At 59.8% G+C, this 24,234-nt stretch carries 27 protein-coding genes and 1 pseudogene; 21 read left to right on the top strand and 7 right to left on the bottom strand.

The features are described 5' to 3' along the window. Positions 1–105: 105 nt before the first annotated feature. Entirely contained in the window at positions 106–2,307 is a 2,202-nt protein-coding gene (locus BMW74_RS01845) for a hypothetical protein (RefSeq protein ID WP_093412765.1), read from the top strand. 315 nt (positions 2,308–2,622) lie between these two features. Here the strand turns inward: BMW74_RS01845 and BMW74_RS01840 are convergent, their stop codons facing one another. Further along, complete coding sequence (locus tag BMW74_RS01840) at positions 2,623–2,928, bottom strand: DUF2288 domain-containing protein (RefSeq protein ID WP_093412761.1); 306 nt, start codon at positions 2,926–2,928, stop codon at positions 2,623–2,625. Between the two features lie 351 nt (positions 2,929–3,279). Between BMW74_RS01840 and BMW74_RS01835 the strand changes: the two genes are divergently transcribed. The 9 genes from BMW74_RS01835 to BMW74_RS01790 all read left to right on the top strand — a co-directional run bounded on the left by BMW74_RS01835 (position 3,280) and on the right by BMW74_RS01790 (position 10,943). Further along, a complete protein-coding gene (locus tag BMW74_RS01835; RefSeq protein WP_093412757.1) occupies positions 3,280–4,407 on the top strand; it encodes a branched-chain amino acid ABC transporter substrate-binding protein in 1,128 nt (375 codons plus the stop codon). A gap of 233 nt (positions 4,408–4,640) precedes the next feature. After that, the gene (gene livH / locus BMW74_RS01825; protein ID WP_093412750.1) at positions 4,641–5,564 is read left to right on the top strand and encodes a high-affinity branched-chain amino acid ABC transporter permease LivH; all 924 of its coding nucleotides are present in this window, start codon (positions 4,641–4,643) and stop codon (positions 5,562–5,564) included. Then, positions 5,561–6,817: a high-affinity branched-chain amino acid ABC transporter permease LivM gene (locus BMW74_RS01820; RefSeq protein WP_093412745.1), complete on the top strand. Its 1,257-nt coding sequence runs from the start codon at positions 5,561–5,563 to the stop codon at positions 6,815–6,817. Before livH ends, BMW74_RS01820 begins: the two co-directional genes overlap by 4 nt. Next, a complete protein-coding gene (livG, locus tag BMW74_RS01815; RefSeq protein WP_093412740.1) occupies positions 6,814–7,581 on the top strand; it encodes a high-affinity branched-chain amino acid ABC transporter ATP-binding protein LivG in 768 nt (255 codons plus the stop codon). Before BMW74_RS01820 ends, livG begins: the two co-directional genes overlap by 4 nt. Then, the gene (locus tag BMW74_RS01810; RefSeq protein WP_093412735.1) at positions 7,582–8,283 is read left to right on the top strand and encodes an ABC transporter ATP-binding protein; all 702 of its coding nucleotides are present in this window, start codon (positions 7,582–7,584) and stop codon (positions 8,281–8,283) included. Between the two features lie 134 nt (positions 8,284–8,417). Next, complete coding sequence (locus tag BMW74_RS01805; protein ID WP_093412730.1) at positions 8,418–8,720, top strand: BufA1 family periplasmic bufferin-type metallophore; 303 nt, start codon at positions 8,418–8,420, stop codon at positions 8,718–8,720. Between the two features lie 26 nt (positions 8,721–8,746). Further along, the gene (locus tag BMW74_RS01800; RefSeq protein ID WP_093412725.1) at positions 8,747–9,637 is read left to right on the top strand and encodes an MNIO family bufferin maturase; all 891 of its coding nucleotides are present in this window, start codon (positions 8,747–8,749) and stop codon (positions 9,635–9,637) included. Beyond that, positions 9,634–10,404: an HvfC/BufC N-terminal domain-containing protein gene (locus BMW74_RS01795; RefSeq protein ID WP_093412721.1), complete on the top strand. Its 771-nt coding sequence runs from the start codon at positions 9,634–9,636 to the stop codon at positions 10,402–10,404. The genes BMW74_RS01800 and BMW74_RS01795 overlap by 4 nt, the downstream gene beginning before the upstream one ends. 2 nt (positions 10,405–10,406) lie before the next feature. Continuing rightward, positions 10,407–10,943, top strand: coding sequence for a DoxX family protein (locus BMW74_RS01790; protein ID WP_093412717.1), 537 nt, complete (start codon positions 10,407–10,409; stop codon positions 10,941–10,943). Here BMW74_RS01790 and BMW74_RS01785 read toward each other — a convergent pair. Continuing rightward, a complete protein-coding gene (locus BMW74_RS01785; RefSeq protein ID WP_093412713.1) occupies positions 10,886–11,800 on the bottom strand; it encodes a LysR family transcriptional regulator in 915 nt (304 codons plus the stop codon). The two genes, BMW74_RS01790 and BMW74_RS01785, sit on opposite strands and share 58 nt — an antisense overlap. A 105-nt stretch (positions 11,801–11,905) precedes the next feature. Here BMW74_RS01785 and BMW74_RS01780 point away from each other — a divergent pair, with 105 nt between their 5' ends. The 3 genes from BMW74_RS01780 (at position 11,906) to BMW74_RS01770 (ending at position 14,963) form a co-directional block, all read left to right on the top strand. Further along, the gene (locus tag BMW74_RS01780) at positions 11,906–12,505 is read left to right on the top strand and encodes a short chain dehydrogenase (protein WP_093412709.1); all 600 of its coding nucleotides are present in this window, start codon (positions 11,906–11,908) and stop codon (positions 12,503–12,505) included. 61 nt (positions 12,506–12,566) lie between these two features. Beyond that, complete coding sequence (locus tag BMW74_RS01775; RefSeq protein WP_093412704.1) at positions 12,567–13,241, top strand: hypothetical protein; 675 nt, start codon at positions 12,567–12,569, stop codon at positions 13,239–13,241. Positions 13,242–13,349: 108 nt separating this feature from the next. Then, entirely contained in the window at positions 13,350–14,963 is a 1,614-nt protein-coding gene (locus BMW74_RS01770; RefSeq protein WP_093412699.1) for an NAD(P)/FAD-dependent oxidoreductase, read from the top strand. Between the two features lie 68 nt (positions 14,964–15,031). Here BMW74_RS01770 and BMW74_RS01765 read toward each other — a convergent pair whose 3' ends face one another. Then, entirely contained in the window at positions 15,032–16,126 is a 1,095-nt protein-coding gene (locus BMW74_RS01765) for a PLP-dependent cysteine synthase family protein (RefSeq protein WP_093412694.1), read from the bottom strand. Between the two features lie 250 nt (positions 16,127–16,376). On the opposite strand from BMW74_RS01765, the gene nhaA reads away from it, so the two are divergent. The 7 genes and pseudogenes from nhaA to BMW74_RS25640 all read left to right on the top strand — a co-directional run bounded on the left by nhaA (position 16,377) and on the right by BMW74_RS25640 (position 20,122). After that, on the top strand, positions 16,377–17,564 hold the full coding sequence (gene nhaA / locus BMW74_RS01760; RefSeq protein ID WP_093412691.1) for a Na+/H+ antiporter NhaA: 1,188 nt from the start codon (positions 16,377–16,379) through the stop codon (positions 17,562–17,564). Between the two features lie 111 nt (positions 17,565–17,675). Next, on the top strand, positions 17,676–18,878 hold the full coding sequence (locus BMW74_RS01755; RefSeq protein WP_093413416.1) for a colicin E3/pyocin S6 family cytotoxin: 1,203 nt from the start codon (positions 17,676–17,678) through the stop codon (positions 18,876–18,878). Then, the gene (locus tag BMW74_RS01750) at positions 18,875–19,105 is read left to right on the top strand and encodes a DUF7683 domain-containing protein (protein ID WP_093412687.1); all 231 of its coding nucleotides are present in this window, start codon (positions 18,875–18,877) and stop codon (positions 19,103–19,105) included. The genes BMW74_RS01755 and BMW74_RS01750 overlap by 4 nt, the downstream gene beginning before the upstream one ends. 103 nt (positions 19,106–19,208) lie before the next feature. Then, complete coding sequence (locus BMW74_RS01745; RefSeq protein ID WP_093412682.1) at positions 19,209–19,448, top strand: pyocin S6 family toxin immunity protein; 240 nt, start codon at positions 19,209–19,211, stop codon at positions 19,446–19,448. Then, a pseudogene (locus BMW74_RS01740) lies at positions 19,449–19,601 on the top strand (colicin E3/pyocin S6 family cytotoxin); the annotation flags it as partial. Beyond that, positions 19,598–19,822 (top strand): hypothetical protein, encoded by a 225-nt coding sequence (locus BMW74_RS01735; protein WP_093412678.1) that lies wholly within the window; start codon positions 19,598–19,600, stop codon positions 19,820–19,822. The pseudogene BMW74_RS01740 and the gene BMW74_RS01735, both read left to right, overlap by 4 nt. A gap of 243 nt (positions 19,823–20,065) precedes the next feature. Continuing rightward, on the top strand, positions 20,066–20,122 hold the full coding sequence (locus tag BMW74_RS25640; protein WP_371911732.1) for a hypothetical protein: 57 nt from the start codon (positions 20,066–20,068) through the stop codon (positions 20,120–20,122). Between the two features lie 106 nt (positions 20,123–20,228). On the opposite strand, the gene BMW74_RS01730 is transcribed toward BMW74_RS25640, so the two are convergent. Next, on the bottom strand, positions 20,229–20,693 hold the full coding sequence (locus BMW74_RS01730; RefSeq protein ID WP_093412673.1) for an outer membrane lipoprotein: 465 nt from the start codon (positions 20,691–20,693) through the stop codon (positions 20,229–20,231). Between the two features lie 167 nt (positions 20,694–20,860). Between BMW74_RS01730 and BMW74_RS01725 the strand changes: the two genes are divergently transcribed. Beyond that, on the top strand, positions 20,861–21,097 hold the full coding sequence (locus BMW74_RS01725; RefSeq protein ID WP_093412669.1) for a hypothetical protein: 237 nt from the start codon (positions 20,861–20,863) through the stop codon (positions 21,095–21,097). Positions 21,098–21,101: 4 nt separating this feature from the next. Here BMW74_RS01725 and pdxH read toward each other — a convergent pair whose 3' ends face one another. The 3 genes from pdxH to BMW74_RS01710 all read right to left on the bottom strand — a co-directional run bounded on the left by pdxH (position 21,102) and on the right by BMW74_RS01710 (position 24,230). Further along, on the bottom strand, positions 21,102–21,749 hold the full coding sequence (gene pdxH, locus BMW74_RS01720; RefSeq protein ID WP_093412665.1) for a pyridoxamine 5'-phosphate oxidase: 648 nt from the start codon (positions 21,747–21,749) through the stop codon (positions 21,102–21,104). Positions 21,750–21,789: 40 nt separating this feature from the next. Then, complete coding sequence (locus BMW74_RS01715) at positions 21,790–22,941, bottom strand: OmpA family protein (protein ID WP_093412660.1); 1,152 nt, start codon at positions 22,939–22,941, stop codon at positions 21,790–21,792. Positions 22,942–23,084: 143 nt separating this feature from the next. After that, positions 23,085–24,230, bottom strand: a complete 1,146-nt coding sequence (locus tag BMW74_RS01710) for a serine hydrolase domain-containing protein (protein WP_093412656.1) — start codon at positions 24,228–24,230, stop codon at positions 23,085–23,087. Positions 24,231–24,234 lie beyond the last annotated feature (4 nt).

Genomic DNA, 24,234 nt, shown 5'->3' with positions numbered 1-24,234 from the left:
CACCTGCGCCAGGGTAAAAAACGCACTGTAAAGTCGCGAACTCCTTTCGCACTGGCTCGATGATATCGACCCCGCGAACCAACCAGTCCAGGCACATGGCGCACAATGACTTCTAAAAACAATCCAGCCCCCGCGGCATCCGAACTGACGCTCAGCGCCGCCATGGATAAACCCGCCTACTCGAAGCCATTGACCAGCTCGCGCCCGCTGGCGACTCAACAGTATCTGTACTTCACCGAGACCAACACCGACCGCATCCTCGACAACCTCGACGGCCTGCGCGACATGGTGTTCCCGCAGCCGCCGCGCCTGGAGGGCGACAACGAACAGCACAGCGAGCAGGAGTTTCCTTCGGTGTGCTTGATCGGCCTGGGCCGCTGCGGCTCGAACATTGCGCTGGACGTCGCCGAGCTGGTGTACAACGCCCGCAAGTTCTACCTCAATGAGTTCAACAACGAAGACCGCGCCTACCCGGAAAAGAAGTACGCCGAAAAGGGCTATAGCCCGGCGCAATGGATCCGTAACAACCTCAAACTCGGTGCTGGCAAGACGGCCAAGCCGGTGTTCCTGGTCGAGCCGCTGGTGATGCTGGGTGACCTGGACAAGGACATCGCCGGGCGCATCCGCTTCTCGCGCAAGGGCGAGAAGAGCGGCTTCCTGCGCGACTACAGCAAGATGAAGATCATGGACCTCTCGGAAGTCCACGCCGGTGGCGCCGGTAACGCGCCGATCCTCGGCCAGTACCTGGCCAAGATCATCCTGAACAAGGACACCCAGCGTTTCTCCAGCCCAGACTGGAAGATGATCCACTCCTACCTGATCGACAGCTGCGGGATCAAGGCCAACCAGTCGCGCCTGTACTTCTCGATCTTCAGCGCCGGCGGCGGCACTGGCTCGGGCATGGCCTCGGAGTTCGGCCTGGCCCAGCAGCATTCGTACATGAACAAGACGTTCGACACCAAGCCGATGGACGAGCACGACAGCAAGAGCGGCCACGCCTTCGTCTTCGAGCCCATCTTCACCAGCGGCATTTGCGTGCTGCCGAACATTTCCGATCACCGCAGTGAAATGTCCGAGGCGCTGCATATCAACGCCGGGCGCCTGCTGTGCAAGTACCTGTCAGAAGAGTGGGACTTCTCGTACAACTTCGACAACGAAGACAGCAGCGAAGCCAGCGTCATGGGCCGTATCCGCCCGTGGAACGCCATGATGCTGATCTCCAACGACATCATGCGTTACGCCGAAGAGAACGATGACGGCAACATCCAGAACATTGATGTCAATGCCATGGAGAAGCACGCCAACCAATACATCTCGCAGCAGATCTTCAACATTCTGACGGCCCAGGCGGTGACCACCGACTACGACCAGAACTACTTCCGCCGGGCCGGCATCGACATCGGCGAAACCATTCGCCTGGACGCCAACGATCTGTTCATGAGCCTGGCCGGCCCGGTGGCGATTGCCTACGCCGAATCGGTTGTGCCAGAGCAGCCAGCGCCCAGCAATGACAAGTTCAAGGTCTTCGACAAAGAGCCGCAGCGCCTGAACATCGATGACCTGTTCTTCCGCTCCATCGACTTGCCGCACTTCAACAAGGTGACCCAGGCCATCGAAGGCATCAGCCTGCTGCCGATCGAGTCCAAGCGCTATCGTGCGTCCCTCGAGCAGTACAAGAACTCCGGCTACGACGCCGCGGCCCTGCACGACCTGCACTTCTTCAAGAACTGCTCGTCGGTCGTGTCGATTGTGTCCTTGCCCAAGGACTACAAGCTGTCCTACATGGACCTGAACCGGTTGAAGACCCACCTCAACAGCCTGTTCCCCAACACCACCCTCAAGCGCTACGCACTGGTGATCGGTGCCTCGGCCAACTTGTCGCTGACCACCCTGATCGCCAAGAGCCCGTGCCTGTCCGACGACTTCCTGACCTTGATCGTCGCGTTCATCAAGCGTTGCTTTGCGAAGAACCCGTATCGCTTCGACGAAACCCTGGACAACTCGATGCTGGACTTCATCGTCAGCGAAGACTTCGACGAAGATCGCATCGACGATTTGCTCAACGAGTTCGAAAACCCGGCGAAGATCCTCGACACCAACTGGTACGCGATCAAGCCGATGTACGAGAAGAAGTACCGCGAGCTGATCAACGACAAGGACAAGTTTGTCTCGATCAACGACATCCGCCTGTCGCGCGACTGCGTGAAGAAAGCCATCAAGTACCTGCGCGAGATCTACCGTCACCGCATCGGCAAGACCAAGGTTATTTCCCTCAATAACCACACGGGCAAGACGTTCACGGTCTGATATCAGACCGTTGGGCCCTCAATCGCGAGCAGGCTCGCTCCCACCTTCGCGTCGCTCACAGAGGTTGTGTTCGGCATCGACACCGTGGGAGCGAGCCTGCTCGCGAAAACGCCCCTCCAATCACCACAAAAACCAGTATTCCAACATCCAGAAACAATTGAGCGGCCCTTAGGCCGCTCCATCAACTGTTCCCGTGACGTTTACGTCACCGTGACGCCAAACGCTCTGTGGTGTTTCTCTACGGCAACGTGCCATCACGCTACCCCGCTACACACTTTTGTCAGCGCCCGATAAGCACCAACACGGTGCAACCATTTAGGCCTGCGCTCTTTCCTGGATCAGAATCCACGGCGAAACCACCACCGCCCACAGCGGTGGATCACGCTCGAAAAGATCCAACGCCCGCGTTTCAGAGAGCTTGGCGAGTTTATCCGCGGCCAGCCAGGCGGCCACTTTCTCGCCTTCGTCTTGCGCTACGGCCTCGGCGGCCGCGATCAAATCCAGGTCAGAATCGACCCACAATAGGGCACCCTTGGCGAAGAACGGTTCCAGTTCCTTCCAGGTAATAGATGCGGTTTCTCCAAGCAGCTTGGCATAGAGGGTGCTAGGTTCTTGAGTCATGGGTCCTGTCCGGAAAAGAAATCGGCGCAATCATAACGTCGGTGCTCTGGCAGAAAAACCCGGATTCAAATGCGATACCGAACGAAAAGCGCCGGAATGCCAAGGATTGCCGCTGAAACGAGCTATCACCCAGCCACAATCCTGCCGCCATTCTGTCTTTTTCTTTCAATAAAGCGACACCCCCGGGTTTTGCCCCTAGCAGCCAGCTTTTCAAGCGAACAACCGGCGCTCTACACTGTACCGGTACAGTTGCCAGGGGCAGTTCCGAGGATATCCCAGATATCTGATCCGGTTCTGTAGCTCACAAGGCCGCTAGAACTATAAAAACTACAACAGTAAGAGTGGAGCACTATGAATAAGGCTACTAAGCAGATTTCCAAACTGTTTGCCGCTATGGTTCTGGCCGGGGTCGCCAGCCATTCGTTCGCAGCTGACACGATCAAGATCGGCATTGCCGGCCCTAAGACCGGCCCTGTAGCCCAGTACGGCGACATGCAGTTCAGCGGCGCCAAAATGGCCATCGAACAAATCAACGCCAAGGGCGGCGTAGACGGCAAGAAACTCGTCGCCGTTGAATACGATGACGCCTGCGATCCAAAACAAGCCGTGGCCGTGGCCAACAAAGTCGTCAACGACGGCGTCAAGTTCGTGGTCGGTCACCTGTGCTCCAGCTCTACCCAGCCTGCTGCCGACGTCTACGAAGACGAAGGCGTGATCATGATCACTCCAGCAGCCACCAGCCCGGAAATCACGTCCAAGGGCTACAAGATGATCTTCCGTACTATCGGTCTGGACAGCGCCCAGGGCCCTGCCGCCGGTAACTACATTGCCGACCACGTGAAGCCGAAGATCGTTGCCGTCATCCACGACAAGCAGCAATACGGCGAAGGCATTGCCACTGCCGTCAAGACCACCCTTGAAGGCAAGGGCGTCAAGGTTGCCGTGTTCGAAGGCATCAACGCCGGCGACAAGGACTTCTCCTCGCTCATCGCCAAGCTCAAGCAAGCCAACGTCGACTTCGTCTACTACGGCGGCTACCACCCAGAGCTGGGCCTGATCCTGCGCCAAGCCGAAGAAAAAGGCCTGAAAGCCAAGTTCATGGGCCCGGAAGGCGTGGGCAACGACTCGATCTCGCAGATTGCCAAAGGCGCTTCCGAAGGCCTGCTGGTGACCCTGCCGAAGTCGTTCGACCAGGACCCTGCCAACATTGCACTGGCTGACGCGTTCAAGGCCAAGAAAGAAGACCCAAGCGGCCCGTTCGTGTTCCCGTCCTACTCGGCGGTTGAAGTGATCGCTCAGGGTATCGCCCAGGCCAAGTCCGAAGACCCAGCCAAAGTGGCAGCTGCCATCCACGCGGGCACCTTCAAGACCCCGACCGGCGACATCAGCTATGACGCCAAGGGCGACCTGAAAGACTTCAAGTTCGTGGTCTACCAGTGGCACTTCGGCAAACCTAAAACCGAAGCTTCGCCTCAGTAAGGCGCTGCCTGACTGACTGCCAACAAAGCCCACGGCCTGCCGTGGGCTTTGTTTTACGAATGTACTGGGCCGCGCTTGCGTGATCCGCAAGTCTCCCCACCTGAAAATCTCAAAACCGTCATCAGCGGTTCGCTGGCCAATCTCATGCTCGAAGTGGATGCAAATCCTCGGGGGGCTGGGCGGGAAAATGACTCCACCAGTGAAATGCGTATCAGGTTTTTAGGAGCGCTGTAATGCCTGACATCTATCACTTTTTCCAACAGCTGGTTAACGGCCTGACCGTTGGCAGTACGTATGCCCTCATCGCCATCGGCTATACGATGGTTTACGGCATCATTGGAATGATCAACTTCGCCCACGGCGAGGTGTACATGATCGGCTCCTACGTGGCGTTCATCGCTATCGCCGGGCTGACCATGATGGGACTCGACAGTGTCCCGCTCTTGATGACCGCCGGTTTCATCGCGAGCATCGTCGTTTGCAGTGCCTACGGATACAGCATCGAACGAGTGGCCTACCGCCCGCTACGGGGTAGTAACCGCCTGATCCCGCTGATTTCCGCCATCGGCATGTCGATTTTCCTGCAGAACACCGTTCTGCTGGCACAAGACTCCAAGGACAAGTCCATCCCCAACCTGATCCCCGGCAACATTACCTTCGGGCCAGGTGGCGCACATGAAGTGCTGATTTCGTACATGCAAATCGTGGTGTTCGTGGTGACCCTGGTCGCCATGCTCGGCCTGACGTTGTTCATCTCCCGCTCTCGCCTGGGTCGTGCCTGCCGCGCCTGTGCCGAAGACATCAAGATGGCCAACCTGCTGGGTATCAACACCAACAACATCATTGCCCTGACCTTCATCATCGGTGCGGCGCTGGCAGCGGTCGCGGCCGTTCTGCTGAGCATGCAATACGGTGTGATCAACCCGAACGCCGGCTTCCTGGTCGGGCTCAAGGCCTTCACCGCCGCGGTACTGGGTGGCATCGGCAGTATTCCGGGGGCCATGCTGGGCGGCCTGGTACTGGGGGTGGCTGAAGCATTCGGCGCCGACATCTTCGGCGACCAGTACAAGGACGTCGTGGCTTTCGGCTTGTTGATTCTGGTTCTGTTGTTCCGGCCGACCGGCATTCTGGGCCGTCCGGAGGTTGAAAAAGTATGACTAGGAATCTTAAGCAAGCGCTGTTCAGCGCACTCTTGGTGTGGGCAGTTGCCTACCCGGTTCTGGGCCTGAAACTGACCATCGTCGGTATCGACCTCGAAGTCCATGGCACCAGCGACACCACCCTGGCGATCATCGCGATCTGCTCGGTACTGATGTTCCTGCGGGTGCTGTTCAACCAGCAGATCAGCGCGGCGTGGAAATCCTCGCCAAGCATGCCGCTCATCCCGGCCAAGGCCAGCAACTTCCTGACCCTGCCGACCACCCAACGCTGGATCATCGTCGCGTTGGTCGCCGGTGCCCTGGTGTGGCCGTTCTTCGGCTCACGCGGCGCGGTGGATATCGCCACCCTGATCCTGATCTACGTGATGCTCGGCCTGGGGCTGAACATTGTGGTTGGCCTGGCGGGGCTGCTCGACCTGGGCTACGTCGGTTTCTACGCGGTCGGGGCCTACAGTTATGCACTGCTGTCGCATTACTACGGCCTGAGCTTCTGGATCTGCCTGCCTATCGCGGGGCTGATGGCGGCCACCTTCGGCTTCCTGCTGGGCTTCCCGGTCCTGCGCCTGCGGGGTGACTACCTGGCCATCGTGACCTTGGGCTTCGGTGAAATCATCCGACTGTTCCTGCGTAACCTGACCGACATCACGGGCGGTCCGAACGGCATCAGTGGCATCGAAAAGCCTACGTTCTTCGGTCTGACCTTCGAGCGCAAAGCGGCCGAAGGCCTGCAGACGTTCCACGAATACTTCGGCCTGGAGTACAACTCGATCAACAAGGTGATCTTCCTCTACCTGGTTGCCCTGTTGCTCGCCCTGCTCGCCCTGTTCGTGATCAACCGCCTGCTGCGCATGCCCATCGGCCGAGCTTGGGAAGCGTTGCGTGAAGACGAAATCGCCTGCCGTGCGCTGGGTCTCAATCCTACGGTGATCAAGCTTTCGGCCTTCACCCTGGGCGCCAGCTTCGCCGGTTTTGCCGGCAGCTTCTTTGCGGCCCGCCAAGGCCTGGTGACACCGGAGTCTTTCACCTTCATCGAGTCGGCCATCATCCTCGCCATCGTCGTACTGGGCGGGATGGGCTCGCAACTGGGGGTCATCCTGGCCGCGATCGTGATGATCCTGCTGCCAGAAATGATGCGTGAGTTCAGTGAGTACCGCATGTTGATGTTCGGCGCCATGATGGTGCTGATGATGATCTGGCGCCCTCAAGGCCTGCTGCCCATGCAACGTCCTCACATGGAGCTGCGAAAATGAGCCGTGAGATCCTGAAAGTCACCAACCTGAGCATGCGCTTCGGCGGCTTGCTGGCGGTCAACGGCGTGGCCCTGACCGTCAAGGAAAAACAGGTCGTGGCCTTGATCGGGCCCAACGGCGCCGGCAAGACCACCGTGTTCAACTGCCTGACCGGGTTCTACAAACCGAGCGGCGGCAACATCCTGCTCGATGGCCAGCCCATCGAAGGCCTGCCGGGCCATCAGATCGCTCGCAAGGGCGTGGTGCGAACCTTCCAGAACGTGCGCCTGTTCAAGGACATGACGGCGATCGAGAACCTGTTGATCGCCCAGCACCGTCACCTGAACACCAACTTCCTGGCGGGCCTGTTCAAGACCCCGGCGTTCCGCAAGAGCGAGCGCGAAGCCATGGAGTTCGCGGCGTACTGGCTGGACAAGGTCAACCTCACGGAGTTCGCCAACCGTCCGGCCGGCACCTTGGCCTACGGCCAGCAACGTCGCCTGGAAATCGCCCGCTGCATGATGACCCGTCCGCGGATCCTCATGCTCGACGAACCAGCGGCCGGCCTCAACCCCAAGGAAACCGAAGACCTCAAGGCGCTGATCAGCATGCTGCGTGAGGAGCACAACGTCACCGTGCTGCTGATCGAGCACGACATGAAGCTGGTCATGAGCATTTCCGACCACATCGTCGTGATCAACCAGGGCACGCCATTGGCTGACGGCACGCCGCAACAGATCCGTGACAATCCTGAAGTGATCAAAGCCTACCTGGGGGAAGCGTAAATGCTGCAGTTCGAAAACGTTTCCACCTTCTACGGCAAGATCCAGGCCCTGCACAACGTCAACGTCGAGATCCGCCAGGGTGAAATCGTCACGCTGATCGGCGCCAACGGTGCCGGCAAGTCCACCCTGCTGATGACCCTCTGCGGCTCGCCGCAGGCTCACAGTGGCAGCATCCGCTACATGGGTGAGGAGCTTGTGGGGCAGAGCTCGGCGCAGATCATGCGCAAGAGCATCGCCGTGGTGCCGGAAGGTCGTCGAGTGTTCGCTCGACTGACCGTGGAAGAGAACCTCGCCATGGGCGGGTTCTTCACCGACAAGGGCGACTATCAGGAACAGATGGACAAAGTCCTGGGACTGTTCCCACGCCTGAAGGAACGCTTCAGCCAACGCGGCGGCACCATGTCCGGCGGCGAACAGCAAATGCTCGCCATCGGCCGCGCGCTGATGAGCAAGCCCAAGCTGCTGCTGCTCGATGAGCCGTCGCTGGGGCTGGCACCGATCATCATCCAGCAGATCTTCGACATCATCGAACAACTGCGCAAGGACGGTGTGACGGTGTTCCTGGTGGAGCAGAACGCCAACCAGGCGTTGAAGATTGCCGACCGCGCCTACGTGCTGGAAAACGGCCGGGTGGTGATGCAAGGCACCGGCGAAGCCCTGCTGACCGATCCGAAGGTGCGCGAAGCGTATCTGGGGGGCTAAGCCTCTGCGGTAAACGAAAACGGCCTGCGGGCCGTTTTTTTTCGCCTGCGCTGTAACGAACGTGAATGACCACTCTCTAGAGGGGTAAGCAAGCGCAAACGCTTGTTCAACCAAACACCCTTAGGAGAAACACCATGACCACCACCTCCACCCTGTCTGCCGCAGCACTTGCCCTGGCCCTCGGCTCCGCCCTGAGCCTGGCCGCCTTGCCAACCGTCGCCCACGCTGACGACACCATGGAAAAATGCTTTGGCGTTGCCATGAAAGGCAAGAACGATTGCGCGGCGGGCGCCGGCACCACCTGCGCGGGCACCTCAAAAACCGATCATCAGGCCAACGCCTGGAAACTGGTACCAAAAGGCACCTGCGAGCAGACCGCCAGCGCCACCTCCCCCACGGGCTTTGGGCAGATGGCCGCGTTCATGGCCAAGTCCTAATCAACCTGCCTGCCTGAGCATCGATCATGCCGAAATCTTGCGCACCGCCCATCCGGCACGCGGCCCAGGCAGGCGTCAACCGACTCCCGGCCCGCGCGGGTCTGGGACTCAAGCCCGAGCACTTTACCCACGTACTCGACACCTTACCGGACATTGGTTTCTTCGAAGTCCACGCCGAAAACTACATGGTGGCAGGTGGTCCGTTTCATCACTACCTGGGTCAGATCCGCGAGCGCTATGCCTTATCGCTGCACGGCGTCGGGTTGTCGATTGGCGCCGAAGGACCGTTGGATACCTTACATCTGGAGCGCCTCGGGACGCTGATCGAACGCTATCAGCCCCATGCCTTTTCCGAACACCTGGCCTGGTCCAGCCACGGCCAGGTGTTTCTCAATGATTTGCTGCCACTGGCCTACAACCAGGCCACCCTTGACCGTGTTTGCACCCACATCGATCAGGTACAAAGCCACCTCAAGCGTCCAATGCTCCTGGAGAATCCGGCGACCTACCTACAATTCGAGCATTCGAGCCTGCCAGAGACCGAGTTCATCCGCGCGGTCATTCAGCGCACGGGCTGCGGCCTGTTGCTGGATGTGAACAACGTCTACGTCTCTTGCATCAATCACCTACACGACCCACTGGCCTACATTGATGCGCTGCCCCTGCACGCGGTGGGTGAGATTCATCTGGCCGGTTTTGCCGAAGACACCGACAGCCTGGGCGAGCGTTTGCTGATCGACGATCACGGTGCGCCTGTCGATCGCGCGGTCTGGGCGTTGTATCAACAGGTGCTGGAACGGGTGGGGCCGGTCGCCACCCTGATCGAGCGCGACAATCGGGTCCCGGCGTTTGCCGTCCTGCACGCGGAGGCGCGCCAAGCCGATCAACGGCTGCAACGCGTTGGCGCGCCATCATGAGCGATCAATCCGCCTTCACCGCCGCCCTGCTGGACACCCAACTGCCCTGCCCGCCCGGATTACGCTGCCGCAGCGGCGCCGACCCGGGCAGTCGCTTCGCGGTCTATCGCAATAACGTCCACAACTCGCTGATCAACGCCCTGGCAGACAGCTATCCGGTGGTCCTGCAATTAGTCGGCGACACGTTCTTTCGGGCAATGGCCGGCCTCTATGTTCGACACTCCCCGCCCAGCCACGTCTTGATCAACGACTACGGCCGTGACTTCGCGGACTTCATCCAAGGCTTTGCCCCCGCCGCCACGGTGCCATACCTGGCCGACATGGCACGCCTGGAGCGGCTGCGGATCGATGCCTATCATGCCGACGATGCCTGCGCCGTCGAGCGCACGCAGATTGCCGCCGCCATGAGCGTTCCATCCACCCTGGCCCACCTGCAGATCCACCTGCATCCGTCACTGTTTACCCTGCGCTCGGCCTACGCCGTGGTCAGCGTGTGGACGGCCCACCAACACAGCACCGCGCCGCAACAACTCGCGCCCTATCAAGAAGAAAACGCCCTGGTGTTACGCAATGGCCTGCACGTCGAGGTGTTTCTGGTCGACAGCGGGCTCCTGGTCTTCATCAACCACCTGAAAAGCGGTCTTGCGCTGGGCCAGGCCTTGGTCAGAACCCTGGAAGTCGCCACCGATTTCAACCTGCCACTGAGCCTCACCCTGCTGATCAACCACAACGCGATTACTCACCTACAACAACAAGACAAGGCCTGACCATGAACATCCAACCCATTGCCCATCAGATCGAACACTTGGTTACGCTGCTTAACCGCATTCCCCACAGCCTGATCGCCTTTATTGCGCGCTTTTCCATTGCCGCTGTGTTCTGGAAGTCGGGGCAAACCAAGGTCGAGGGACTCGCCATCGACCTGATTGATGGCACCGTGCAACTCGGTGTGCCGCAGCTTGCTGCCTCTACCGTCCCCCTGTTCAAAAGCGAGTATCACCTACCGCTGCTGTCACCGGAGGTCGCCGCGTACCTGGCGGCGCTTGCCGAACACGCCTTTCCAATACTGATTCTGCTTGGCCTGGCGACGCGTTTTTCGGCGCTGGTCCTACTGGCCATGACCTTGACCATCCAGCTCTTCGTTTACCCTGACGCTTACCCGACCCATGGCACCTGGGCCGCGCTCCTGCTGTACCTGATGGCCACCGGCCCAGGCACACTGTCGATCGATCACCTGATTGCCCGGCACTATCGCTGCAGTCGGTCGAGCGCCTCGCCGCTGAGCTTGAACCAGTCCATCAAGTAATCGGCCAGCACTTGCGTGCGCTTGGGCAGCCCGCCCTGGTAGGGGTGCACGAGGTACATGGGCAGGCGACGGGTCTGGTAATCGCACAGCAGCCAACGCAAACGGCCGTCAGCCAATTCAGCCTGCAGCGAGTAGGACGGCAGGCGTGCGATCCCGGCATGGGCCAGCGCCGCCTTCTTCAGCAGGTTGTAATGGTTGCTCGCGAACGGTCCGCACACCCGCACCCGTAGCAGCTCATGTTGCTGGTGATACAGCCATTCCTCACGAGCGCTGTAATGGCTGTTGAGCAGGCAACGATGCCCCGCGAGATCGGCGGGGGTCTTCGGCTCACCGAACTGCTCTAGATAAACGGGGCTCGCGCAGGTCATCTCGTGCCAGGCCAACAGCGGCTTGGCCACCAGCCGTTCGTCGTTGGCCACCTCAGAGCGAATGGCCAAGTCGAACCCTTCGCGCGCCAGGTCCCGGTAGTGGTTACTGAGTTCAAGCTCAACCTGGACCTGAGGATATTGGCGAGAAAAGGCCAGCAACACCCCGTCGAAGAACGTCTCCCCCAGCGATACTGGGACGGTGATCCGCACCGGACCGACCATATCGTCCTTCAGCCGAGCCAACGCCTGGCGGGCCCGCTCCACCTGAACCACCAGGGCCTGCGCCTGGGGTAGCAGCGCCACGCCGGCTGCCGTCAGGCTCAGGCGGCGGGTGGTGCGTTGCAGCAGTACGACGTTGTACCGCGACTCCAACAGGCTGATGCGCTTGGACAGTTGCCCCTTGCTGCACCCCAACTGCTGCGCCGCCAAGGTGAAGCTGCCGGCTTCGATCAGCACGGCAAACGCCGCCAAGTCATCCATCTCGCTCATGGATTGTTTCCAATTGAAAACCAAAGGTTGCCTATTAGCGCGCTTATCTACGGAAAAAACCACTCTAGACTCAAACCTCGCTTACCCACCCGAGGACACCACACGATGAAGATTCTATTGATTGGCGCCAGTGGCACTGTTGGCTCGGCCGTCGACAAAGAGCTGTCGCAACGCCACGAGATCATCCGTATCGGCCGCACCCGCGGTGATTTCCAGGTCGATATCAGCGACAGCGCCTCGATTCGGGCACTGTTCGAAAAAACCGGCACGTTCGACGCGCTGGTCTGCGCGGCCGGCAACGTCACCTTCGCGCCACTGGGGGACATGACCGAACAGAGTTTTGCCCTGGGCCTGCAAGACAAATTGATGGGCCAGGTCAACCTGCTGCTGATCGGTCGCGAGTATGCCAACGACGGTGCTTCATTCACCTTCACCAGCGGCGTCCTCAGCCACGACCCGATTCGCAGCGGCGCCTCGGCCGCTCTGGTCAATGGAGCACTGGACAGCTTCGTGCGTGCGGCCGCCATCGAGTTGCCGCGTGGCTTGCGCGTCAACTCGATCAGCCCCACCGTACTGGTCGAAGCCATGGGCAGCTACGCCCCGTATTTCCGCGGCTACAAGCCGGTGGCAGGCGCCGACGTAGGCCTGGCCTACGCCAAGAGCGTTGAAGGCCTACAAACTGGGCAGACGTTTCGCGTTGGCTAACAGCCCTTGTGATGAACGAGCAGCCTGAGTAACGTGTCGGCACTTGCCTGGAGACCCTACGATGCGCGCTGCCCGTTCCCTGCTGTTTGTCGCCCTGCTGCCGTTGTTCGGTGGCTGCCAGTTACTCCAGAGTTCGCCCCAGGCGCCGTCCACGGCTGGCCTGACCCGCCTGCAGGGCGAACTGAGCATGGTCAACGGCAAGCTCGCGTTCACCCCCTGCCAGACAAACACCTCGTACCGGGTCAATGACACCGGCAGCACCAGCGTGCTGCAGGAAGCTGCAGCATTGGCCGGCCCCCAGCACAAGGTGTTTGCCGATGTGCGCGGGCGGTTTCCCTCGACCACGGCCTCTGCGAGTGGAGCGCCGTTCGATGTGCAGCAACTCTATCGCCTGGAGCGTTCAACCACTGCGTGTGACAACCCCAACTTCCAGCGCCTGATCCTGCGGGCCAGCGGCGCCACGCCCGAGTGGAGCGTCAACGTCCACAGCAAGGGCATGGTGATCACCCGTGCCGGCCAGCCTGACCTGGCCTTGCCTTACCTGGAAGAGCAGATGGGTGACGGGCGCTTCAGCCTCAGCAGTGAAGCCAACAACCAGCACGTCGAACTGTGGGTCGCCCCGCAACGCTGTGTCGATCCGCGCCAACCCAGCGTGCAGTTCATGAGCGCCGAGTTGCGGATCAACGGCCAGGTGCAGCGCGGCTGTGCGTATTTCGGCGCCTCACGCAACGATTGATTCGACGAGCTGCGGTTTAAGCCTCACTGGACGCCGGCTTTGAGGCTTATAATCAGCCGCTTGTGAAACGCCTTGGCGCATTGGTGCGCCCGCGAACCGGATCCTGTCATGTTACGAATCACCGAACTCAAGCTGCCTATCGACCATCCCGAAGAAGACCTGCGCCCTGCCATCGTGCAGCGCCTGGGTATCGCCAGTGATGACCTGCTCGATTTCACCTTGTTCAAGCGCAGCTACGATGCGCGCAAGAAATCCTCCGAACTGTGCTTCATCTACACCATCGACCTTGAGGTGCGTGATGAAGCGAATGTGCTGCAAAAGTTCGCTGACGACCGTAACGTCAATGCCGCTCCAGATGTCAGCTACAACGTTGTCGGCCAGGCCCCACACGACCTGACGGACCGACCTGTGGTGGTCGGTTTCGGCCCCTGTGGGATTTTCGCCGGCCTGCTGCTGGCGCAGATGGGCTTCAAGCCGATCATTCTTGAGCGCGGCACCGAAGTGCGCCAGCGGACCAAGGACACTTGGGGCCTGTGGCGCAAAGGCGTGCTCAATCCAGAATCCAACGTGCAATTCGGTGAAGGCGGCGCGGGAACGTTCTCCGACGGCAAGCTGTACAGCCAGATCAAGGACCCCAAGCACCACGGCCGCAAAGTGCTACACGAGTTCGTCAAGGCCGGTGCGCCGGATGAAATCCTCTACGTCAGCAAACCCCATATCGGTACGTTCCGCCTGACCGGCGTGGTCGAGAACATGCGTGAGCAGATTCGCGCCCTGGGCGGTGAAGTGCGCTTCCAGGAGCGGGTCACCGATGTGCTGATCGAAGACGGCCAACTGACCGGCGTCACGCTGGCCAGCGGCGAGCAGATCCACTCCCGGCACGTGATCCTGGCCCTGGGCCACAGCGCCCGCGACACCTTCCGCATGCTCCACGAGCGTGGCGTGTTCATGGAAGCCAAGCCGTTCTCGGTGGGTTTCCGTATCGAACATCCACAATCGCTGATCGACAGCGCACGCCTGGGCAAGTACGCCGGCCACCCGAAACTCGGGGCCGCCGACTACAAGCTGGTGCACCACGCCAAGAACGGTCGCTCGGTCTACAGCTTCTGCATGTGCCCGGGCGGCACCGTGGTCGCCGCCACCTCCGAGCCGAATCGGGTGGTCACCAACGGCATGAGCCAGTATTCGCGTAATGAACGCAATGCCAACTCCGGCATCGTCGTCGGTATTACCCCGGAAGTCGACTTCCCGGGCGGCCCGTTGGCCGGGATCGAGTTGCAGGAGCAACTGGAGTCCCATGCCTTCGTGCTTGGTGGCAGCAACTACGAAGCGCCGGCGCAGTTGGTCGGTGACTTCATTGCCGGCAAGCCATCGACGGCGCTGGGCAGTGTCGAGCCTTCCTACAAGCCTGGGGTCGCCCTGGGGGACTTGGCGCTGGCGTTGCCGGCCTTTGCCATCGAAGCCATTCGTGAAGCATTGCCGGCGTTCGAGAAGCAGATCCGCGGCTACTCGCTACATGACGCGGTACTGACCGGGATCGAAACCCGCACCTCATCACCCCTGCGCATCACCCGTGACGAATCGATGCAGAGCCTCAACGTCAAGGGCTTGTTCCCGGCCGGAGAAGGCGCTGGCTACGCCGGTGGGATTCTGTCGGCAGGCGTGGACGGGATTCGCATCGCCGAAGCCGTCGTGCGGGATATCCTGGGTATCGAGGCCTGATCGCCACTCCACGGATTGACAACGGTAGGCGCGAGGCTCGCCCGCGCCTACATTGAGTCCTTGGGCGGTTAGATGTTGGCGCGCAGAATGCTGTCCGGCAGCGCCTCGCCCCGCTCGACACAGGCCGCAATGGCCGCCACCAACCCCTCCAATTCATATCCCTGGGCCTTCAACCAGTCCGGGTCGTAATAGGTAGTGGCATAGCGCTCACCGCCATCACACAAAATGGCCACGATCGAGCCACTCTCCCCCACCGCTACCATCTCCTGGGCCGCCATCAAGGCACCGACCAGGTTGGTACCACTGGAACCCCCCACACGCCGGCCCAAGCGTTGCGCCAAGTAGTGCATGGCCGCCAGCGACAAGGCATCCGGGACCTTGACCATCGCATCGATCACCTTCGCCAGGAACGAGGCCTCGACCCGTGGCCGCCCGATCCCTTCGATACGCGAGCCGCAATCCAGGCGCAGACTCGCGTCACCACTCTGGTAATAGTCGAAGAACACCGAACGCTCGGCATCGGCACACAACACGCGGGTGCAATGCTGGCGATAGCGCACGTAACGGCCCAGCGTCGCGGTGGTGCCACCGGTCCCGGGGCTGGAAATCAGCCAGCTCGGCTCGGGATGACGCTCAAAGCGCATTTGCTGGAAGATCGACTCGGCGATGTTGTTATTGGCACGCCAGTCCGTGGCGCGCTCGGCATAGGTGAACTGGTCGATGAAATGACCGTCATGTTCACGGGCCAAACGCTCGGACTCGGCATAGATCTGCGTCGGATCCTGCACCAGATGGCTCTTGCCACCATAAAACTCGATCTGCGCGATTTTTTCCCGGGACGTGGTGGCCGGCATCACCGCAATGAAAGGCAGGCCGAGCAACCGTGCGAAATAGGCCTCGGAAATCGCCGTCGAGCCGCTGGACGCCTCGATCACCGGCGCCCCCGGCTTGAGCCAGCCATTACACAAGGCATACAAGAACAGCGAACGCGCCAGGCGATGCTTGAGGCTACCGGTGGGGTGACTGGACTCGTCCTTGAAGTACAAGTCGATGCCCGGCAGCCCTGGCAATGGCAGGGGAATCAAATGGGTATCGGCACTGCGCTGGAAGTCCGCCTCGATGATGCGGATGGCTTCGCGGGCCCACTGACGGTTGTCGCTCATGGTCGTTTTCTCATTGGATCGGCTGGGCACGGGCAAACCTGACAGTGACAATAGGCTAAGCCGTTAAGCTTAGGAAAAATCCCACATGACGCACAGATACAGCTGCCGCCCAATATGTCGGTCAACTGCTAGGCTCAGTCCGACACTTGTGACCAGCGCATATAACAAAAAAGAATATAACTTTTGTTTTAACAACTAAGCGTACAGGTTAGGGTGTTCCACCTTTTGAATCCATAGATGGAGAGCGACCTTGCCTCTGCGTAGCACGTTCACGCGTTTCTTTCAGATGGAGGCTGCCAGCGGACTGTTGTTGATTGCCGCCGCAGTTCTTGCCTTGATCGTCAACAACTCACCACTGTCCTGGCTCTACAACGGCCTGCTGGAGACCCCCGTGGTCGCCCAGATCGGCGCCCTGCAAATCGCCAAGCCATTGCTGCTCTGGATCAACGATGGCCTGATGGCGTTGTTCTTCCTGCTGATTGGCCTGGAGGTCAAGCGCGAAGTCCTGGAGGGCCACCTGTCCAAGCCTTCGCAGATCGTCCTGCCCGGTGCCGCCGCCATTGGCGGCATGCTCGTGCCGGCGCTGATCTACTGGTTCCTCAACCGCGACAACCCGCCCGCCCTCGATGGCTGGGCGATCCCGACGGCAACCGACATCGCCTTTGCCCTGGGCGTGCTCGCCCTGCTCGGCAAGCGCGTGCCCGTCTCGTTGAAGCTGTTCCTGATGACCTTGGCCATCATCGATGACCTGGGTGCGATCATCATCATCGCAATCTTCTACTCGGGGGCCTTGTCCACACTGTCACTGATGCTCGCCGCCGCCTGTATCGCCGCGCTGGTGGCGATGAATCGCCTGGGGGTGGTCAAGCTGGGTCCCTACATGATCATCGGCCTGATCCTGTGGGTCTGCGTACTCAAAAGTGGCGTCCACGCCACCCTGGCCGGTGTGACCCTGGCGTTCTGCATCCCGCTGGGCACCAAGAATGCCGAACCCTCGCCGCTGCTGGCCCTGGAGCACGCCCTGCATCCCTGGGTAGCGTATGGCATCCTGCCGCTGTTCGCATTCGCCAACGCCGGCCTGTCGCTGACCGGCGTCACCGCTGAAAGCTTCACCCACTTCGTGCCAATGGGCATCGCCATCGGCCTGCTGCTGGGCAAGACCGTCGGGGTCTTCGGCCTGACCTGGATCGCGGTCAAGACCGGCATCGCCGCCCTGCCTGCTGGGGCCAACTGGGGGCAAGTGCTTGGCGTGGCGATTCTCTGCGGGATCGGCTTCACCATGAGCCTGTTTGTCGGCTCCCTGGCCTTCGTTGCAGGCAGTAGCGAATTCGCTGGCATGGACCGCATGGGCATCCTCACGGGCTCGACGCTCGCCGCGCTGATCGGCTACACCGTGATGGTCATTGCCAGTCGCAAGAGCACAACGCTCGCCTCTTAATCCCTAGTGTTTTAGGGACCCTTCCTACAGCCACAAGCAGCCACATTCGCTAACGTCGCGCAGCCCCTACCCACGGGGGCTGCCGAATGACGAATGAGCAAGGGCGCATGCGTGGCTGAAAACAAGAACATCCCCCTAGTTCCAGACCTACCGGTTGGCTGTGGACACCACATCACCCGGCGCTACCTGAATCCCGACGAACCGGCGGAGCGCAAGGCCCGACAAGCGGCCTATGATCAGATGCTCGCAAGGCAGGAAGCCTACGAAAACGCCCGTTGGAACCGCCCCCCCCGCCCACCGCGCCCCACCATGGTCGGCTGCGTTTTCGCCAAGTCGTGCAAACTGCCAGACGCCATCATTAGCTATTTGTACCCTTGGGAAAGGGTACCCACCGACAGCCTGAAGGACTACGGGGAAATCGCCTGGCTCGGCGCTCGTGAAGTCGACAAGGCTGGCCTGCAGAACCTGGAGACCATCAGCGGCAGCACCATTGCACTGGGTGTGGGCCAGCTGGCACTGCGCGCCCCAGCACTCGCAACGCCGCTCGTCACGCTCGCGACCAAGGCCGGTGCCGCGGGTGCCGTGGTACTCAGCGCGGTGGTCGCGGTGTTCTGGACGCCTCGTCTGGGCGACAGTGCCCTCTATAGCGAAGAGCAACTGCGCAGCCTCACACAAGCACGGACCCGCATGCGCCTGCAGGTCGAACAACGCGCGGACGGCAGCCTCAAGGGTTATGCCTTCTACACCGGCAAAAACCCCGACTGGGAAATGGTCGATGTCGTGCAGCTCACCGCACGTGGCAGCCACTACATCGCTGACCTTGGCGACGGCATCGAACTGATTTGGACACCTGCTGTAGACGGCTCCGACATCCTCGGCATCCCCGCCCTGGAAGCCGCACCACAGACCCCGCACATCTGGGTGTTTCCTCCGACACCCTTGGCTGACAGCATTATCGTTGACCCGGTTTACCCGCCTGAATACAAGGATTTCATCCTGGTGTTCCCGGTAGGGTCGGGGGTGAGGCCGGTTTATATTGTTCTGAGTGTTCCTGGAGACTTCAAATACTACCCAGCACCAACGACTCTTTCAGCGTTTCCTGACACAAAGTCTGCCCCGTTAAAAACATCCGTACGTGGAGGCGGAAAAAAACGTAGACGCTGGAAGGACTCGTCAGGAAGAATTTATGAATGGGACTCACAACATGGAAAAATAGAGTTGTATACCAAGCAAGGTAAACACCTTGGAGAGTACGATCCACAGACAGGAGAGCAAACAAAACCCGCTGACCCAACAAGAAGAGTAGAGAAATGAAGCATGTCATTGAGGTTTTCGACAAAAATACCGAAGAACTATTACTGAGTGTAGAAATACCGGGTAGCCGAAGTGAGGCGCTAAAAAAACTAATGAACTGGCAGTATCCTGGCGACGAATACGATGGTTACGACTTGTCGTCAGAACAAGTAAAAATACTGGAAGACTGGACCGGCAGAAATCTTGATGATGCCAATCACCTTGTCCAACTGGTATGCACAGAATGAGCCCTATCGGGTCATCGACCCCAGAAATACGAACCTAGCAACACAATAAGAAAGCAACTACACGCAGTAACACGACAACGTAAATCTTCGAGAGAGGCCAGTTATGCACTTGAGTATCAGCGGGTTTTTTGTCAATGACAGCAACAACCACTCAATACAGTACGAACTCGACATCCCCCAACACAGCGAGCATGCAGTGCTGGAAGTGATGAACTGGAAGAGTTTCGCTGAAAGCCCCGACGGCGAGTTTGCGCTATCCCTTGCTCAAGTCCAGAAAATCGAACAGGTGCTGCAGCGCCCCATGCCTCGAGAACTGGCTTTATACATTGGTATCGAGGCGTAGTGGAAAGATCGAGATGGAACGATTTACGAATGAGATTTCCAGCATGGTGCTATCGAAAAATACAACAAACGCGGAAAACACCTTGGTGAGTTCAACCACACAACAGGCGCCAAAAACAAATCCGCCGACCCAACCAGAAAGGTAGAACCATGAAACATCTGATTATGGGAGTTGTGAAAGGTGAAGACCTCCCCTCATTTGAAAGGCTAATTCCTATTACCGCCGAAAAACCCACACACATCATGGAATGGAGCAACAGCGAAGACCCCTTGTATGACTACAGACTTTCCCAACAGCAAATTATCGATATAGAAAACGCGCGCTCATTAGACCTACCTAAAAATCTAGATCTGTTTTTAACTTCACACGATTGAAGGGCGTGGCACACGAACGTCCTGGAGGACAGGAAATGATCGTATTCTAGTGTCCTGTCTTGGAAATACGTTACCTTTTTGACGAGCATCTGTTGCTGCCAGGCAAGGCGCCGCGACGAGTCATAGCAGGGCTATGGCGAGGAGTGGCAACGCAGCATGGCGGCGACAGGTGCCGTCAAAAGGGAACAGCTTATTTCCGAGACAGGACACTAGAGTGGGACTACCAGTCATAGCGCAGTAGAGATGTATGACAAAAGAGGTCGCCATCTTGGTGAGTTTGATGCATCAACTGACAAATAGACTTTCAACGCTTCAAAAACACAAAACCCCGACCAGTCACCTGATCGGGGTTTTGTTTTAACGCTTACTGCTTACTGCTTACTGCTTACTGCTTACTGTTTACTGCTTAGTGCGAAACGCGGCTGGTGCCACCGACGGTGGAGATGCGCACGCGCTCACCCACACGGAACACTTCGTTTGGTTGCACTTGCTGCACATAGGCACGCATGCTGCCGTCGTCTTCGCGAACGGTGATTTCCACGCCTTGGGTACGGGTCAGGCCTTCTTCAGCAGCCGAACCGACCAGGCCGCCCGCAACGGCGCCGATGACCGCGGCCACAATGCTGCCCTTGCCGCCGCCGATGGCGCTACCGCCGACACCACCGATCACCGCACCGGCAGCACCACCGATTGGGGTCTTGGTGCCTTCGATTTTCACTGGACGCAGGGATTCGATGGTGCCCATACGGATCGTCTGCACCCGACGCGCTTCGTCACGGGAGTAGGAGTCACCGGTGAGGCTGGACTGGCAGCCCGTGAGCAACATCGCCATCGTGGAAAAAGAAGCAACTAACAGAACAGACTTACGCATAGCATCAACTCCAAAGGACAAGGATTCATTAGACTCCGCAGCTTGACGCCTGTCACGGTGTCACCGAGGTAAATGAGTGTTCATTCAGGCGCAGTACAGCGGCACCTGGGCTCTCCTCACACATTAGCGGCAATTCTAGCAACCTGCGCCACCGACCAAGGATTTTCATGGATTACTTCATCATCGTCATTACCACCGCTGCCGGGCTGTACTTCCACGGGTGGCTGTACGTTCGGATCAAGCGGTGGATGGATCGCGACCTGGCGCTGGCACTGGCCGGTGACGACGAACAGAAAAAACACTTCATGCTGCAACAACTGGAAACCGCCCGGCAGCAGAAGGTCAAGCGTCGAGACCTGCCACAGTGGCTGGAGGCCGTTGCTGGCACCTATCCAGCCAAGTGAACGGTCAAGGCGCCAGGCGTTCGCGGCTCCAGCCGCCGTCCTGGCGCCGATAGTTCAAGCGGTCGTGCAATCGGCTCGTGCGTCCCTGCCAGAATTCGATGCGCTCAGGTAGCAGGCGATAGCCGCCCCAATGGGCCGGGCAATCAGGCTGGGTGTCACTGAAACGCTGCTCGGTGCTCTTGAGCAAGCCTTCAAGCTCGGCACGATCAGCAATCACCCGGCTCTGCGGTGATGCCCAGGCGCCCAGACGACTGCCCAAAGGGCGCACCTGGTAATAAGCGTCGGACTCCTGCGGAGTCACTTTCACCACTCGCCCTTCAATCCGCACCTGGCGCTCCAGGGTCGGCCAGAAGAAGGTCATGGCCGCGAACGGATTGGCCGCCAATTGCTGGCCCTTGGCACTGTCGTAGTTGGTGAAGAAGGTAAAACCTTGCTCATCCAGCCCCTTGAGCAACAGGATCCGGCAGTGCGGGCGTCCGTCCGAATCGACAGTGGCCACGGTCATGGCATTCGCCTCGACCGGAGGCTGCTCGGTCTTCACCGCATCGGCGAACCACTGATGAAACAGTGCAAATGGCTCGCTCGGGGCCTGTGCCTCGGTCAAACCATCGCGGATATAGTCGCGTCGCATATCTGCCAGGGCCTGGGTCATGGCGTTTTCCTTGTGCTGAGTCGATCAGTGACCGCTCTGATTACTGGCCGCTGGCAGGCTTGGCCACTGGAGTAGCCTTGGCTACCACCGGTTTCTTGGCCTGGGCAGTCGCTTTCTTGGCAGGAGCGGCTTTCTTCGGCGCAGCCGCCTTCTTGGCGATTGTGGTTTTCTTCGCCGGGGCGGCTTTTTTCCCGGCCGGGGCGACAGCGGCAGGCTTGACGTCCTGGACCGCAACCATTTCTGCCACGGGCGGGGTTGGCGAGCTGTACTTGCTCAACAACGCGAGCATGGTGGTGCGTTGGGTCAGTACGATTTCCATTCGACGGTTCAAGGTACGGCCTTGCACGCTGTCGTTCGCCGCACGCGGCATCAGGTCACCCATGCCACGCAGCATCAGGCGATCACGCTTCATGCCGCTGAGGCTGAAGATCGAGGCCACGGACGTTGCACGCTCCTTGCTCAGCACCTGGGTAGCCGAGGCGACGCCGGAAGAATCGCCGTGACCGAGGACCAGCACGGACGTCTTGGTATCCCCCTCCACCAGCTTGGCAATACGGCTGAATGAGCCCAGGGAGGAAGGCAGCAGCATGGCCGGGCGCTTCGAGTTGAAGGTGTCATCCACCGGCACCACGACCACCAGCACGTTTTCGCGACGCTCGACCTGCAAGTGCTTGTCCTGGATAGCGCTGCGCAGGCGCGGCTCGTAGTCGTCCAGCCACGCCTGGGTGATTTTCGGATCAGGCATCGGCACATCCTTGATGTCCGCCTTGGTCACGGCCTTAGGCTGGTCGCTGAACGGCCACCACCATTTGCTCTCTGAATCAGCCTTGGCTGCAGCCGCTCCTGCGCTGGTTGCAACGATGGGGGCCATGAGCTTGCTATCAACGGCTGGAGTTGGAGCTGGAGTAGGTGCTTTAGCGGTGTCGCCCTTGGAAGAGAACGGCCACCAACTGCTGCCCGTGTCCTGTGGCTTGGCAACCGGAGCCGGGGTAGCCGCTGGCGCGGCTGGCGCCGGGGCACTGGCAACCTTGGCCGCTGGCTTGGCGTCCGGCGAGGTCACGGGCTTGGCATCCGCGACCTTGTCGGAGCCCTGGGACCACCAATGGCCGCCGTCTGCATCACTTTGTGGGGTTTGCGCACAACCGGTGATGCTGATGCACAGTGCCAAGGTTAGAAATTTGTTCAGTGACATGGGATATCCACAAAATGAGATAGAAAGCAGTGGGTCGCATCGACCCGTATAAACAAACGCTGTGCCACGTTAAAAGCCATGGGAGTTGCCTCCCGGGGCGATGAGTATCTTTTTAGCAAATAACCGCTTAACCGCAACCCCTATTACAGGCAACCGGCCAAAACCCGTACCAGCTTCTGTGCCCGAGGGTCCATCAACACGTAGGGCCCCAGGGTGTTGGTGACGAAACCGAAGGCGACATCGTATTGCGGGTCGGCAAACCCGACGGAACCACCCGCCCCCGGATGACCAAACGCGCTAGGGCCAAGGCCGAAGGTTGCATTGGGTACATCCGGTTGGTCGAGCATGCAACCCAGGCCAAAACGGGTCCGGGTCAGTAGCGTCTTGTCCTCGCCAAGGCTGTGCTCGCGGGTCAGTTCATCGAGCATCTCGCCTTCCAGCAAGCTGCCGTCCAGCAAACCGGCGTAAAACCCGGCCAGGCTCCGTGCATGGCCATGGCCATTGGCCGCTGGCTGCTGCATACGCCGCCACTCCGGCTTGTTGGTACTGGTCATGATCGACGGAGGGTTGGCGAACGCCCGGGTCGTCATCGCGGTCGGATCACGCATCATCACCTGTAACAAACGCTGAGCGGCAGCATCACCGACATTGCCCTTGCCACGCGCGATATGCGCCACGCGGTCGAACTCTTCGTCGGCCAGGCCCACGTGGAAGTCCAGCCCCAATGGCCGGGCAACCCGCGCCACGATGGATTCACCCGGGCCACGGCCATCGGCGCGGCGCAACAGCTCTCCCACCAACCAACCATAGGTAATCGCCGCGTAGCCATGCCCTTCGCCCGGCGTCCACCAGGGGGCCTCGGCCGCCAACGCATCGACCATGGTTTGCCAGTCGTAAAGGGCTTCTGGCGCCAACAACTCGCGCAGCGCCGGAAGGCCGGCCTGGTGGCAGAGTAATTGACGCAGGGTAATGGATTGTTTACCGGCCGCCGCGAACTCGGGCCAGTAGCGGGCTACCGGGGCGTCGAGTTGCAACTTGCCTTCGGCAACCAACTGCAGCGCCGTAACGGCGGTAAAGGTCTTGGTGCAGGAGAACAGGTTGACGATGGTATCGCTGTGCCAGGCCTGGCTACCGTCCTTGTCCGACGTACCGGCCCAGAGGTCGATGACGGTTTCCCCACCCACTTGAATACACAGCGCCGCGCCGCGTTCCTGAGGGTCGTCGAACAACGCGGCAAAGGCTTCGCGCACCGCTTCAAACTTAAGCTCGTAATGACCCTGAATCTGCACCCGC

Source organism: Pseudomonas sp. ok272, from assembly GCF_900109995.1.
Taxonomy (GTDB): domain Bacteria; phylum Pseudomonadota; class Gammaproteobacteria; order Pseudomonadales; family Pseudomonadaceae; genus Aquipseudomonas.
This window is presented reverse-complemented; position numbering and strand designations above follow the sequence as displayed.

Excerpts from the sequence above, each read along its gene's own strand:
- livH (WP_093412750.1), top strand. The coding sequence starts at position 4,641 with ATGCCTGACATCTATCACTTTTTCCAACAGCTGGTTAACGGCCTGACC.
- BMW74_RS01785 (WP_093412713.1), bottom strand. The coding sequence starts at position 11,800 with ATGAGCGAGATGGATGACTTGGCGGCGTTTGCCGTGCTGATCGAAGCC.
- BMW74_RS01810 (WP_093412735.1), top strand. The coding sequence starts at position 7,582 with ATGCTGCAGTTCGAAAACGTTTCCACCTTCTACGGCAAGATCCAGGCC.
- livG (WP_093412740.1), top strand. The coding sequence starts at position 6,814 with ATGAGCCGTGAGATCCTGAAAGTCACCAACCTGAGCATGCGCTTCGGC.
- BMW74_RS01820 (WP_093412745.1), top strand. The coding sequence starts at position 5,561 with ATGACTAGGAATCTTAAGCAAGCGCTGTTCAGCGCACTCTTGGTGTGG.
- BMW74_RS01775 (WP_093412704.1), top strand. The coding sequence starts at position 12,567 with ATGCGCGCTGCCCGTTCCCTGCTGTTTGTCGCCCTGCTGCCGTTGTTC.
- BMW74_RS01725 (WP_093412669.1), top strand. The coding sequence starts at position 20,861 with ATGGATTACTTCATCATCGTCATTACCACCGCTGCCGGGCTGTACTTC.
- BMW74_RS01780 (WP_093412709.1), top strand. The coding sequence starts at position 11,906 with ATGAAGATTCTATTGATTGGCGCCAGTGGCACTGTTGGCTCGGCCGTC.
- BMW74_RS01840 (WP_093412761.1), bottom strand. The coding sequence starts at position 2,928 with ATGACTCAAGAACCTAGCACCCTCTATGCCAAGCTGCTTGGAGAAACC.
- BMW74_RS01770 (WP_093412699.1), top strand. The coding sequence starts at position 13,350 with ATGTTACGAATCACCGAACTCAAGCTGCCTATCGACCATCCCGAAGAA.
- BMW74_RS01795 (WP_093412721.1), top strand. The coding sequence starts at position 9,634 with ATGAGCGATCAATCCGCCTTCACCGCCGCCCTGCTGGACACCCAACTG.
- BMW74_RS01735 (WP_093412678.1), top strand. The coding sequence starts at position 19,598 with ATGAAACATCTGATTATGGGAGTTGTGAAAGGTGAAGACCTCCCCTCA.
- BMW74_RS01750 (WP_093412687.1), top strand. The coding sequence starts at position 18,875 with ATGAAGCATGTCATTGAGGTTTTCGACAAAAATACCGAAGAACTATTA.
- BMW74_RS01715 (WP_093412660.1), bottom strand. The coding sequence starts at position 22,941 with ATGTCACTGAACAAATTTCTAACCTTGGCACTGTGCATCAGCATCACC.
- BMW74_RS01845 (WP_093412765.1), top strand. The coding sequence starts at position 106 with ATGACTTCTAAAAACAATCCAGCCCCCGCGGCATCCGAACTGACGCTC.
- BMW74_RS01745 (WP_093412682.1), top strand. The coding sequence starts at position 19,209 with ATGCACTTGAGTATCAGCGGGTTTTTTGTCAATGACAGCAACAACCAC.
- BMW74_RS01835 (WP_093412757.1), top strand. The coding sequence starts at position 3,280 with ATGAATAAGGCTACTAAGCAGATTTCCAAACTGTTTGCCGCTATGGTT.
- BMW74_RS01730 (WP_093412673.1), bottom strand. The coding sequence starts at position 20,693 with ATGCGTAAGTCTGTTCTGTTAGTTGCTTCTTTTTCCACGATGGCGATG.
- BMW74_RS01805 (WP_093412730.1), top strand. The coding sequence starts at position 8,418 with ATGACCACCACCTCCACCCTGTCTGCCGCAGCACTTGCCCTGGCCCTC.
- BMW74_RS01790 (WP_093412717.1), top strand. The coding sequence starts at position 10,407 with ATGAACATCCAACCCATTGCCCATCAGATCGAACACTTGGTTACGCTG.
- BMW74_RS01800 (WP_093412725.1), top strand. The coding sequence starts at position 8,747 with ATGCCGAAATCTTGCGCACCGCCCATCCGGCACGCGGCCCAGGCAGGC.
- pdxH (WP_093412665.1), bottom strand. The coding sequence starts at position 21,749 with ATGACCCAGGCCCTGGCAGATATGCGACGCGACTATATCCGCGATGGT.
- BMW74_RS01765 (WP_093412694.1), bottom strand. The coding sequence starts at position 16,126 with ATGAGCGACAACCGTCAGTGGGCCCGCGAAGCCATCCGCATCATCGAG.